The sequence below is a fragment of the Microbaculum marinisediminis genome (genome assembly GCF_025397915.1).
Lineage (GTDB): Bacteria > Pseudomonadota > Alphaproteobacteria > Rhizobiales > Tepidamorphaceae > Microbaculum > Microbaculum marinisediminis.
The window spans coordinates 1-12,305 of the sequence record NZ_JALIDZ010000004.1; the positions used below are offsets into that span (position 1 = coordinate 1).

Consider the following 12,305-nt stretch of genomic DNA (forward strand, 5'->3'; position numbering starts at 1 on the left):
CGCGGGGCCGGGCCGGGATCGCCGGACAAGGATTGCGAGCGAGGGACCGACCCCTTGGACGACATCACCTTCGGGGCGACACGGCTGCGCCTGCATACGCTGACCAGGCTGCGCTGGATCGCGGTCGCCGGCCAGTCCGTCGCCGTGCTCGGGGTCTACATCCTGTTCGGCTACGACCTGCCGCTCGGCTTCTGCTTCGCGCTGATCGCGTTTTCGGCGTGGCTGAACATCTTCCTGCGCATCCGCTACCCGGCCTCGCGCGAGCTGACCGCGCGGCTGGCCACCGTGCTGCTGGGCTACGACATCGTCCAGCTCGCCGTCCTGCTGGCGCTCACCGGCGGGCTGGCCAATCCGTTCTCGATCCTGCTGCTGGTGCCGGTCGTGGTCTCCGCGAGCGCCCTGCCGCCGGCCAACACGGTGCTGCTCGGCGGCATCGCGCTCACCGCCGCCAGCATCATCGGCGCGGTGCACCTGCCGCTGCCCTGGCTCGGCGGCGACGCGCCGGACCTGCCGGTGCTCTACATCTCGGGAATCTGGGTGGCGCTGGCGCTGGCCATCGGCTTCACCGGCGTCTACGCCTTCCGCGTCGCCCGCGAGGCCCGGCAGATGTCGGACGCGCTGGCCGCCGCCGCGCTGGTGCTGGCCCGCGAGCAGCATCTCTCCGCCCTCGACGGCCTCGCCGCCGCCGCCGCGCACGAGCTCGGCACGCCGCTGGCCACCATCGCGCTGGTCTCCCGCGAACTGGAGCGCGACCTGCCCCGCGAGGGGCCCCATGCCGAGGACGTCAGGCTGCTGCGCAGCCAGGTCGAGCGCTGCCGCGGCATCCTCGAGCGCATCGGCTCGCTCGGCGAGGAGCCCGGCGGCCATCTCGACCGGCTGCCGCTGTCGAGCCTGATCGAGGAAATCGCCGCCCCGCACCGCGAGTTCGGCATCGACATCCGCATCCATCTGGACGGCGCGCCGCCGGAGCCGGTCGGCCGCCGCGATCCCGGAATCCTCTACGGCCTCGGCAATCTCGCCGAGAACGCCGTCGATTTCGCCGCCTCCACCGTCGATATCCGCGCCGGCTGGACCGCCGACACGGTGACCATCGAGATCGTCGACGACGGACCGGGCTTCACGCCAGAGGTTTTGGCGAAGATCGGCGAGCCCTATATATCCACCCGTGGCCGGCGTCGCGGCGGCGTCGAGGAATCCGGGCTCGGCCTCGGCCTGTTCATCGCCAAGACGCTGCTCGAGCGCTCCGGCGCGCAGCTGCTGTTCGCCAATCGCGCGCCGATGGGGCGCGGCGCCTTCGTCAGCGCGTCCTGGCCGCGCAGCCGCTTCGAGGTCGCCGGCCCCGCCGGTTCCGTAGGGTCCGCCGGCGCTGCGGGATTTGACCTCGGCGTTGCGGGCGATAATAAGGTGACAGGAAATCCGGCCGCCACGGCGGCGAAAGAGACGATGGCAAGCAGGACATGACCGAATCCGCCGACGACGCGGTGCTCGCGCTACCCGACCGCACGCTGCTGATCCTCGACGACGACCGCCCCTTTCTCACCCGGCTGGCCCGCGCGATGGAGCGACGCGGCTTCGAGGTGACCGAGGCCGACACCGTCGCCGCCGGCCTGGTGGCGGTCGACAAGACGCCGCCGGCCTTCGCCGTGGTCGACATGCGGCTGGAGGACGGCAACGGCATCGAGGTGATCCGCCGGCTCAAGGAGAAACGCCCCGAGGCCCGCGCCATCATCCTCACCGGCTACGGCAACATCGCCACCGCCGTCACCGCGGTGAAGCTCGGCGCCGTCGACTATCTGGCCAAGCCCGCCGACGCCGACGAGGTGTTCGCCGCGCTGATGGCCGAAAGCGACGACAAGGCGGTGCCGCCGGAAAACCCGATGTCGGCCGACCGGGTGCGCTGGGAGCACATCCAGCGCGTCTACGAGCTGTGCGACCGCAACGTCTCGGAGACCGCCCGGCGGCTCAACATGCACCGCCGCACGCTGCAACGGATCCTGGCCAAGCGCGCCCCGCGCTGACGCCGGGCATTGTGCTGGCATCGGGCATCAGCCTCGGCGCGCTTGCCCGATCCGCTCGTCGCCGATGACCGTGTGCGGTCGCACTTTCGGACCCGTCGAAAACACCCAGCACAGATGCCCGACACGACCAAAGCCATAACGATCTATGTCGACGCCGACGCCTGTCCGGTGAAGGACGAGGTCTACAAGGTCGCCGGCCGGCACGGGCTCAAGGTCTATGTCGTCGCCAACGCCTTCATGATGGTGCCGCGCGATCCGCTGGTCGAGCGCGTCATCGTCGCCGCCGGTCCCGACGTGGCCGACGACTGGATCGCGGAACGGGCATCGCGGGGCGACATCGTCGTCACCGCCGACGTGCCGCTGGCCGACCGCTGCGTGAAGGCCGGCGCCGCCGTCCTGTCGCCGAAGGGCCGGGCCTTTACCGAGGATTCGATCGGCATGGCACTGGCGACGCGCAACCTGATGAGCGATCTGCGCTCCGCCGGCGCGACCACCAGCGGCCCGCCGCCCTTCGCCGCAAGGGACCGCTCCGCCTTCCTGTCGGCGCTGAACCAGGCGGTGGTCCGGCTGCAGCGGGACGGCTTCGCGACCGGCTGACACGCGGTACTGGCGCCCGGGGCGCGGCATTGCGGCCGAAGCAGAAAGCCTGCCCCACCAACGCCTTCCGCCTACCCTCTCTACGTCATTGCCGGGTCGGTCCCGGCAATCCCCGGCGTACGGCACGAGATGCCCGGGTCACACCCGGGCATGACGCGAGACGTGAGAGGGCACGGCCCGGCGCGCGGCAATTGCGACGCCAGTGCAGATCATTTTAGCGCGGGCGGAACAGAGGCTCAGGCGAAGAAGGGGAGGGCCGACCAGTCCCGACGCAAACGAAAACGGCGGCGCCGAAGGGCACCGCCGTCTCGAACAATCCGTTTCGGAGCCGAATCAGAGCGATTCGGAGATCCACGACACCAGCCGGCTCTTCGGCTGCACGCCGACCTGGGTGCCGACGGGCTGGCCGCCCTTGAACAGCATCAGGGTGGGAATCGCGCGGATGCCGTAATTGGCCGAAATGCCGGGGTTTTCGTCGACATTGACCTTTACGATCTTCGCCTTGCCAGCCATTTCCGCGTCGATCTCGTCGAGCATCGGCGCGATCTGCTTGCAGGGCCCGCACCACTCGGCCCAGAAGTCGACCACAACCGGCTCGGCGGAATCGAGCACGTCGGCCTGGAAATCAGCGTCAGTCGTATGGGAAACGGCCATTTGTCATTACCTCGCGGTCGCGAATCGGCCGCTCTCACGGCCTGTCTGGATGGGTTGAGCGGAAGGTAGGAAGGCTGGCCACGGGCGTCAAGCCGACGGTTAGCCGCCATGCCTTTCGAGCAGATCGCGCGGGAGCGGCATCAGACGCGGCGCCGCCGTCCACAACAGCGCGGCGCGGACGGGCCGGTCCGGCCAGATGCGGGCGGCGAGCGCGCCATAGGCGGCAAGTTGGGCGAGATAAGCCGCCGGCACGTCGTCCGGCGTTTCCGGGACCGTGCGGTCGGTCTTGTAGTCGACGATCAGGATGTCGTGATCGGTGACGGCGAGCCGGTCGATCTGGCCGATCAGCGGCGCGCCACCCGGCGCCGGCCGGCCGGCGATGTTCACCTCGGCCTGCGCGCCCGGGGCGAACACAGCCGCGAAGGCCGGATCGTCGAGGATCGCCAGCACTTCGGCGAGATAGCCCGCGCGCGTTTCCTCCGGCCAGTCGGGGGCGAGCACGGCAAGGGCCCGCTCTCCCGCCGCCCGCCGGTCCTGCGGGCCGATCTCGGGAAGCGCCTCGAGAAGGCGGTGCAGCACCGTGCCGCGCCGCATGGCCTCCTTGCGGCCCCGCGCCTCGCCCTCGCCGGAGGCGACGTGCTCGGCAAGTCGCGAGGGGGCGAGCGGAGCAACGGCGGGGCGCTCGCGCGGCGCGTCGGCCCCGACCCAAGCCGGCAGTGCGGGGGCGGCGAGCACCGCTTCGACGGGCGGCCGAGGCTGCGCCGGGACACCGGGACCGATATAGCGGCGCACCGGTCCGTCGGGCGTTTCGGCCGGCGTGAGGATCGGCGCCAGCGCGTTCGCCATCAGGCCGTGCCAGGCGCCGTCGGGCAGCCTGTTGGCGTTGGTCTTGAAGCCGGCGACATAGAGGCGGTCGCGGGCGCGCGTCATCGCCACGTAGAGCAGGCGGTTGGCCTCCTCGACGCGCTGGCGCTCGGCGGTGGCGCGCAGGGCGCGGGTCGCGGCACAGTCGGCCTGCTTGCTCTGCGCCCAGACGAGCGGCGCGCCGAGGCCGTCGTCGAACCGGAACAGCGGGCCGACGCCCCGCCCCGTCGTCGCGCGGCAGGTATCGGGCAGGAACACCACCGGCGCCTCCAGCCCCTTGGCGCCGTGCACGGTCATGACGCGCACCTCGTCGCGGCCCTTGTCCATGTCGCGCTTGACCTCGGCCGGGGCCGCGGCGAGCCAGGCGAGGAAGCCGGCGAGGCTCGGCGTCTCGGCACGCTCGTAGGCGAGCGCCAGGCTCAGGAACTCGTCCAGCGCCTCGAAGGCCTCGGCGCCGAGCCGGCGGTGGAAGGCCTTGCGGCCGCGATCCCGCCCAAGGATGCGGGCATAGAACTCGTAAGGCTTCTCGAAGCCGGCGCGAGCGCGCCAGTCGGCCAGCCGGTCGCGGATCTCGGCGAGGCGGTCGTCGTCCGCCGCCGCAGTCTGGAGTGCGCGCCACAGCGCGCCGCGCCGGCCGATCGCCAGCGCCATCAGCGCGTCCTCGCTGAGGCCGATCAGCGGCGACTTGAGCAGGGCGGCGAGATTGAGGTCGTCCTCGGGCATCAGCGCGAAGCGGCCGACGGCCATCAGGTCCATCACCGCGATATGGTCGGTCAGCACCAGCCGGTCGGCGCCGGCGACGGGAATATTCTGGCTCTTCAGCGCGCGGATCATCGGCTCGGCGAAGGGCGCGCGGCGGGCGACCAGGATCATGACGTCGCCGGGGCGGATCGGCGCACCGGTGGCCGCAAGCGGTTCCTTGCGGTCGAGCCAGGTGCGGATCGTGCGCGCGATGCGCTCGGCCAGCCGCGACTCGGGGCTGCCGGCGCGGTCGGCATCGAGCGGCGCGTCCCACGGCGCGATATCCTCGCTTTCCGCCGGCTCCTCGATGTCCCAGAGCTCGACGAGGCCGGGTTCGTTCTCGCGGATCGCCTCGTGGATCACCTGTTCCGGCGCCTCCGGCAGGATCACGCCGGCGGTCGCCGGACCCTCCTCGAACACCGCGTCGACCGCCCTGAGCACGGTCGGCGTCGAGCGGAAGGAGAGCCGCAGCGGCACGTAGCCGAAGGCCTTTCCGGCCTCGCCCGCGCGCGCCTCGAACAGCCGCCGCATGGCGTCGAACCGGCTCGGATCGGCGCCCTGGAACGAATAGATCGACTGCTTGATGTCGCCGACGGCGAAGACCGTCCGGTTCGCCGCGCGCGCGCCTTCGCCGGCGAAGAACTCGCCCGCCATCTTCTCGACGATCTCCCACTGGCGCGGGCTCGTGTCCTGCGCCTCGTCGACCAGCACGTGATCGAGGCCGCCGTCGAGCTTGAACAGTACCCAGCCCGCGTCGGCTCGGCCGAGCAGCATGGCGGTTCGCTCGACGAGGTCGTCGAAATCGACGAACCCGCGCGCGGCCTTGAGCGACTGATAGCGGGCGATCACCGCGTCGGCGACGGTGAACAGCGACGCGTTGGCGGCCAGAAGCCGCGCGGCGGCAAGACGGTCCATCAGGCCGGCGACACGGGCCTTCTCGCGCTCCAGCCTGTCGGCAAGATCGGGGAATTCCGCGATAAAGGGCTTGGTCAGGAACCGCTTGCGCTCCTCGCCGGAGGACGGCGCGATGAAGACGGAAAGATAGGCATCGAGCGCACCGGCGTCCGTGTCGGCCCCGGCGGCCGCGGCCAGAAAGCCGCCCAGCTCGGCGACCGCCTTGCTGCCGGTCGCCAGCGCGGCAGCGACCGACATCCACTCGGAGCGCGGCAGGTGCGGCCCCGTCAGGATCTCGGCCATCACCGCGGCCTCGCCGTCGCCGGGCGCGAGGCCGAGACGGTCGCGCAGCCCGTCGAGCGCGGCGGCGAGATCGCCACCCTCGCGCAGCCACTCGAGGAAGGCGCCGCGGCGGCCGAGCACGGCGCGCAGAAGGTCGTCGAAGCCGGTGTCGCTCAGGCGCCGCAGCAGGTCGGCGATCGCCTCGGTCAGCGGACCATCCTCGCCGGTCTCCACCAGCACCTCGGCCCGCGCCTCGGCCAGGAGTTCGGCGCTGCCGCGCTCCTCCAGAACGGTGAAGCCCGCCGTCACGCTCGCCTCGAAGGGGAACTGCTGCAACAGCCGTTCGCAGAAGGCGTGGATGGTCTGGATCTTGAGGCCGCCGGGGGTCTCGACGGCGGCGGCGAACAGGCGGCGGGCGCGCGCCAGCGCCTCCGGCTTCGGCGGGCGGCCCTCGATCTCGGCGATCTTCTGACGAAGCGCGTCGTCGGACAGGGTCGTCCATTCGCTCAGCCACTCGAACACGCGGTTCGACATCTCGGCGGCGGCGGCCTTGGTGTAGGTGATGCAGAGCAGCCGCGCCGGATCGGCGCCGGACAGGAGCAGGCGCAGCACGCGCTGGGCCAGCACATAGGTCTTGCCGGCACCGGCATTGGCGCTGACCCAGGCAGAGCCGCGCGGATCCGACGCCTCGCGCTGTCTTTGCTTCACCGGCTCGGGGACGGGACGGGCGAGCGTGCTCATCGCATCAGTCTCCGCCGCCATCGCCGCCGAGCCGGCCCCATTCGGGCCAGCGCGAAAGGTGGTCGTAGTCGGTGAACCGGCCGGCGAACTGGGCGCGCGGCTTGACGAAATAGGCCTGGTCCGGATCGGCGAAGCGGGCCAGCAGACCGGTCAGGCTGGCCAGTGTCCCGGCGGCGAAATCGGCGACCGTCGTGTCCTTCGGCACCACCGTCTTCACCGCGCCAGGCACGCGGCTTCCCTTCAGTTCGACATAGGCCAGCTCCACCGGCGACAGCCGGGCGAGGTCGGGCCCGAAGCCGCCGTTCATCGCCATCGCCGCCTCGAGCGGAAGCTGCGGGCTCAGGCCGGAGAGCACCTGCTTGTCGCTCGGCGCGGTGCCGGTCTTGTAGTCGACGATGCGCAGGCCCCGGTCGGTCACGTCGAAACGGTCGGCGCGGCCGGACAACGTGACCTCGCGGCCGGCGATCTGCAGCTTCAGCTCGCCCTTCTGCTCGACGAGGCGCTGCTTCAGGCCGGCGCGGTCCTCCGCGTCGCGGGCGACGAACCATTCGGCGACGCGCAGGAAGCGCGGCCACCAGAAGGCGCGCACCTCGGGGAAATCGTCGAGCGTCTCGAACAGCGTCGCGCCGATGGCGACCAGATCGGCGGGCTCGCCGGCATCGCTCGCCTGCACATAACCGGCGAGCGCATCGTGGATGATATTTCCACGCTCGCGTGCGTCGGGAGCCTCGTCCAGTTCGCCGAGCGGCTCCAGCCGCAAGACGCGGCGGGCATAGACGGCGTAGGGATCGCGGATCAGCGTCTCGATCTCGGTCACGCTCAGGCGGCCCGGACGCGCCTCGACCGGCGGGCGCGGCGTCGGCTCGCCGAGCGGCGCGAGCGCCCCGGCGAGATCGACCGCGCGGGCGATACCGAGATAGCGCTCGCCGCGCGCGACCAGCGCCGTGTAGCGCGCGTCGCCGATGACGGCCCTGAAGCGCTGCAGCCAACGCGAGGCCACCGCCGGGGCGCCACCGAGCTTGGTGGAGCGGGCGAGCACGATCTCGGGCGCGCACATCGCCTGGGCGACGTCATGGGCGGCAAGCCCGATGAAGCGTTCGGGCGCCTCCAGGCCGACGTCGCGGCGCATCGGCCGGTTGAGGAAGGGATCGGCGCGGGTGTCGGCCGGCCAGACGCCCTCCTCGAGCCCGCCGAGGATGACGAGGTCGGCGGAGATCATGCGCGCCTCGAGCGGGCCGAGGATCGACAGGCGCGGATGACCGGGCGCGCGCCGGCGCACGGGAATACCGGACATCAGCGCGCGCAGCAGCGCGGGATACTGGTCGAGCCGCGCCGACAGGCCGCCGGGCGCGGCGTCGTCGAGATCGGCGAGGAAGCGGCCAAGGGCCTCCCCGTCCTCGCCGACGAGCGTGGCGCCGGAGAGCGTGGCGCCGTCCGGGGTAGCCCCGCCTGGGGTCGCGCCGTCCGGGGTCGCGACAACCCCGGCGAGGGCTGTGCGATGGGCGGCGGCGAGATCGGCGAGGGGGCATTCGCCCCGCCGCGCGATGTCTTCCAGGGGCGCGAGCACGGCGGCGATGCGGTCGGCGAGATCGATGGCGCCCTGCCAGTCGCCCTCGTCCAGGCGCCGGACGGATGGATGCCGGTACCCCTCGGCGCGGTGCGTATGGGCATGACGGACGGCGCGGACGAGGCCCTGCCCGCCGGACGCCGGCCGCGGGCCGCGCAGGACCGCGAGCTCGAGCACGCGGGCGGCGCGGCGCGCCGCGTCCGCCTCCAGCCCGAAGCGGGCGAGCGGATGCTGGATCAGCGCGACGAGGGAGACCGGCGCCAGCCGCAGCGCGGCGCTATCGGCGATCAGGCGGTACACGGTGCCGGCCGGCGTCTCGGACAGCGGCACACCGGCGGAATCCTCGACGGGGATGGTCCAGCGCGCGAGCTCGCCGGAGACGCGCCGGGCCAGGGTGCGGTCCGGGGTCACCAGCGCGGCGGTGCGGCCCGGCGTTTCCACCGCCTCGCGCATCATCAGCGCGATCGACAGCGCCGCCTCCTGCTCGTTCGCGGCTTCGAGTACGGTGACGCCGGCGACCGCGTCGTCGAAATCCGCGGCGTCAATGCGCTCGGCCAGGCCCGCCCAGCGGTCGGTGGTGGCGACCGGTCGGAAGGTCTCGGCGACGATCCGCTCGCGTGCCGGCCGCGCCGGTTCGACCAGCCGGTCGACGCCGCCGCGCACCGCGCCCATGCGCCCGAGCAGGCGCTTCAGCCCGTATTGCGGGTGCCCCGGCTGCGGCGTCTGGTCGGCGTCGATCGCCTCCCAGCTTTCCGCGTCGATGTCGAGATCGAGGCCGGGCAGGACGACGGCGCCGTGGGGCGACCTGGCGATCGCGGCGAGCAGCCCGGCGGTCGCGGGGATCGTGCCGGTGGAGCCTGCGGCGATGATCGGGCTGCGCGGCGGGGCCGCGTCGAGCCGCCGGCTCTCCGCCTCCAGCAGCGCGTTGCGGCGGGCGGCGGGATCGACACGGTTCTCGCTCGCCAGGATCGCCGGCCACAGCTCGGTCGCGATCCGCAGGAACTCGACGGTGAGCCGCCAGTATTCGGCGTGGTCCTCCGGCACCAGCCCACCCAGGCCGGCAAAGCTCCGGCCTTCGGTTTCGAAGTCGTCGATCAGGGTGGCGAGATCGCGGGCGAGGAAGGCGGCGTCGCCCGGCACGACCGGGATCGCCACCGGCTCGTCGCGGCCGGGCACCATCAGCGTCTGGGCGACGGTGCGGCCCCACCCCAGCACCAGTTCGGTGAGCAGCACGTGGCGGCGCAGGGGACCGATTGCCGGCGGGATCGTCAGGGCGGCGGCCGCGTCGCCGAGCACGCCGACGCCGGCAAGCGCCAGCTCGACCTCGTCGATATCGCCGATCGGCCGGATACGCGGCAGCAGCAGCGCACCGCCATCGGCACGCTCGGCCAGGATCTCGGCGAGCACGCGGCAGGCACGCCGGGTCGGCAGCAGGACGAGATAGTCGGAAAGAGGCCAGGGCGACCCGTCGGGACGCGGGGGGACCAGGGTGCCCATCTCCAGAGCCTCGGCGAGGCGGGACAGGAACGGCGCGGATGGCGGCACCGTCCAAAGCCGCGGACCTCCCGGCCCCGGCGCCGTCATCGGTTCGCCCTGTCTGGGATGTCCGCCATCCCGGGCCTCACATGGCGCTTTCGAGAATCATCCGCTCCGCCTCGCCGATCGCCTGCGGCGTGCCGACATGCATCCATAGGCCGTCGAGCCTCAGACCGTACAGCCTTTCGGCCTCGATCGCCCGGTCGAACAGCATGTTGAGCGAGAACGGCCCCTCGGGCGCGCCGTCGAACAGCTTCGGCGACAGGATCCCGCAGCCGGTGTAGACGAAGGGCGCGGTGATGCGCTCGGGGCGGCGGCTGAGGCGGCCTTCGGCGTCGAGCAGGAAGTCGCCGTTGCCGAAATAGCCGGAGGTGGCGACCACCGAGGCGACGACCAGCAGCGCATCCATGCGGCTTTCGTCCCAGGCTTCGGCCAGCCGCGCGAGCAGCGGCCGGGTGCCGTCGATCCACAGCGAATCCGTGTTGAGCAGGAAGAACGGCTTGTCACCGAGCTTCGGCATCGCATGGACGATGCCGCCGCCGGTCTCCAGCAGCAGCGCGCGCTCGTCGGAAAACTCGACGCGCGGATGCCGGCGATCCTTCAGATGCGCCTCGATCTGGCCGGCGAGGTAGTGGACGTTGACGACGGCGCGGTCGACGCCGGCCTCGGCGAGGCGGTCGAGCACGTGATCGATCAGCGGACGGCCGGCGACCTCGACCAGCGGCTTCGGCTTCGTCTCGGTGAGCGGACGCATGCGCGTCCCCAGCCCCGCGGCAAGCACCATCGCCGTATCGGGGCCCCTATCAGGCACCGTCCCGGGACGGTGTGTCCCGCTACCATTCATCGCCATGTCGTTCAGACCGCCACCCGTTTGCGCCGTTCAGCCGGAAGATGGGTGTCGTACCAGAGCTTGAGCCCGGCGAGAACCGGGTGGGAGAGCGCATGGTCGAGATAACCGGAAACGCGCGGAATGTGGCGCAGGTATCCCGGCTTGCCGTCGCGCAGGGCCAGACGCGCGAAGATGCCTAGGATCTTCGTGCTGCGCTGGGCGGCGAGGATGGCGAATTCGCAGGCGAAGCCCTCCGCGTCGAAATCCGGATCGGCGATCTGCCGCTCGGCGACATAGCGGGCGTAGAGCTCCCGCCACATCCGATCGTCGATATCGACGCGGGCGTCGAACACCAGCGAGGCGACATCGTAGGCCGCCGGCCCCAACACCGCGTCCTGCATGTCGATGATGCCGACCCGCGCGATGCCTTCGCGCCGGGGCAGCCACAGCAGGTTCGGCGAATGATAGTCGCGCAGGACCCAGGTGTGGCCGCGGGCCGGATCGGCGATCTCGAACAACAGATCGTCCCAGAGCGCGCGAAATGCGTCGACCGCCTCGCCCGGCAGCGGCGCGCCGGTCACGAGCGGCACGAGCCATTCGACCAGCAGTGCGATCTCGATCAGGAACGCCTCGTGGTCGTATCGCGGCAGGTGATGGACGACGCCGGGAGAGGCCTCGATCTCATCGGGCAGGTCGATGCCGTGCAGCGCCGCGAGGACGTCGATCGCCGCGCAGTAGCGGCTCATGATCGGCTTGCCGTCGGCATCGAGCACGCCCTGGCGGCCGAGATCCTCGGTGACGAGGACGCCGGCATCGAGATCCGCCGCATAGATCTCCGGGGCCGAGAAACCGTAGTGCCTCAGGCCGCGCGCCATCGCCACGAAGGGCGTCACCGTCTCCGCCAGATGGGCGACACGGCTGTAGACGACGGTGCCGGTGCCCGGATCGGGCATCGCCGGGGAATCCATCAGGATCGCCGCCTTGCCGTCGCTGGAAAGGCATTCGTAGCGCCGCGTCGAGGCGTCGCCCAGCAGGAAGCGCCTGTGCCAGTCGCCAAAGCCCAGACGCCGAAGCGCGTCGCGCACCTGGACGAGACGGTCGAGGCGGCCAGCCCAGCTTCCCGTCCCGATCAGACGCGCCGTGCGGGCCTCGGGGGCATCGGGATCGACGGACAGATGGATCTCGAGGCGGTCTAAATCGAACAGGCCGCCGGCCCGTTCCGGCCACTCGACCAGCACCAGGCCGTCGCGCGAGAACTCCTCGAGGCCGAGTTCGTCGATCTCGGCGGGGTCGGCGATGCGGTAGAGATCGACATGGGCGATGCGCAGCCGTCCGGCGTCGTAGGTCTGCACGAGCGTGAAGGTCGGGCTCGGGACCTCAAGCGCCGCATCTTCGGCCACGGAGCGAACCAGCGCGCGGGCGAACGCGGTCTTGCCGGCGCCGAGGTCGCCGGCCAGCAGGATCACGTCGCCGGCCCTGGCGGAGGCGCCGACGGCTTCGGCGAGGCGCGCCGTGGCGGCCTCGTCGGCAAGCGCGATCACGGCGTTCGCCGTCCGGGGCGGATGATCCTGATCGGTGGACG

Annotated in this window: 8 protein-coding genes; 3 read left to right on the forward strand and 5 right to left on the reverse strand. The window is 71.7% G+C overall.

All coding sequences use genetic code 11. From position 1 onward, the window contains the following. The first annotated feature begins 54 nt into the window (after positions 1–54). The 3 genes from MUB46_RS08945 to MUB46_RS08955 all read left to right on the forward strand — a co-directional run bounded on the left by MUB46_RS08945 (position 55) and on the right by MUB46_RS08955 (position 2,615). Entirely contained in the window at positions 55–1,461 is a 1,407-nt protein-coding gene (locus tag MUB46_RS08945; protein WP_261616041.1) for an ActS/PrrB/RegB family redox-sensitive histidine kinase, read from the forward strand. Continuing rightward, the gene (locus MUB46_RS08950) at positions 1,458–2,018 is read left to right on the forward strand and encodes an ActR/PrrA/RegA family redox response regulator transcription factor (RefSeq protein ID WP_261615557.1); all 561 of its coding nucleotides are present in this window, start codon (positions 1,458–1,460) and stop codon (positions 2,016–2,018) included. The genes MUB46_RS08945 and MUB46_RS08950 overlap by 4 nt, the downstream gene beginning before the upstream one ends. 114 nt (positions 2,019–2,132) lie before the next feature. Then, a complete protein-coding gene (locus MUB46_RS08955; protein WP_261615558.1) occupies positions 2,133–2,615 on the forward strand; it encodes a YaiI/YqxD family protein in 483 nt (160 codons plus the stop codon). A 333-nt stretch (positions 2,616–2,948) separates the two neighbouring features. Here MUB46_RS08955 and trxA read toward each other — a convergent pair whose 3' ends face one another. From trxA to tsaE, 5 genes are all read right to left on the reverse strand, one after another. Next, entirely contained in the window at positions 2,949–3,269 is a 321-nt protein-coding gene (gene trxA, locus MUB46_RS08960) for a thioredoxin (protein ID WP_261615559.1), read from the reverse strand. 99 nt (positions 3,270–3,368) lie between these two features. Next, entirely contained in the window at positions 3,369–6,791 is a 3,423-nt protein-coding gene (addA, locus tag MUB46_RS08965; RefSeq protein WP_261615560.1) for a double-strand break repair helicase AddA, read from the reverse strand. A 4-nt stretch (positions 6,792–6,795) separates the two neighbouring features. Beyond that, the gene (addB, locus tag MUB46_RS08970) at positions 6,796–9,942 is read right to left on the reverse strand and encodes a double-strand break repair protein AddB (protein ID WP_261615561.1); all 3,147 of its coding nucleotides are present in this window, start codon (positions 9,940–9,942) and stop codon (positions 6,796–6,798) included. 37 nt (positions 9,943–9,979) lie between these two features. Next, entirely contained in the window at positions 9,980–10,678 is a 699-nt protein-coding gene (locus tag MUB46_RS08975) for a nucleotidyltransferase family protein (RefSeq protein WP_315902721.1), read from the reverse strand. A gap of 71 nt (positions 10,679–10,749) precedes the next feature. Continuing rightward, a complete protein-coding gene (tsaE, locus tag MUB46_RS08980) occupies positions 10,750–12,264 on the reverse strand; it encodes a tRNA (adenosine(37)-N6)-threonylcarbamoyltransferase complex ATPase subunit type 1 TsaE (protein WP_261615563.1) in 1,515 nt (504 codons plus the stop codon). Between the last annotated feature and the right edge of the window lie 41 nt (positions 12,265–12,305).

Coding starts and splice junctions, on each gene's coding strand:
- addA (WP_261615560.1), bottom strand. CDS start 6,791: ATGAGCACGCTCGCCCGTCCCGTCCCCGAGCCGGTGAAGCAAAGACAG.
- MUB46_RS08950 (WP_261615557.1), top strand. CDS start 1,458: ATGACCGAATCCGCCGACGACGCGGTGCTCGCGCTACCCGACCGCACG.
- MUB46_RS08955 (WP_261615558.1), top strand. CDS start 2,133: ATGCCCGACACGACCAAAGCCATAACGATCTATGTCGACGCCGACGCC.
- addB (WP_261615561.1), bottom strand. CDS start 9,942: ATGACGGCGCCGGGGCCGGGAGGTCCGCGGCTTTGGACGGTGCCGCCA.
- MUB46_RS08975 (WP_315902721.1), bottom strand. CDS start 10,678: ATGGTGCTTGCCGCGGGGCTGGGGACGCGCATGCGTCCGCTCACCGAG.
- trxA (WP_261615559.1), bottom strand. CDS start 3,269: ATGGCCGTTTCCCATACGACTGACGCTGATTTCCAGGCCGACGTGCTC.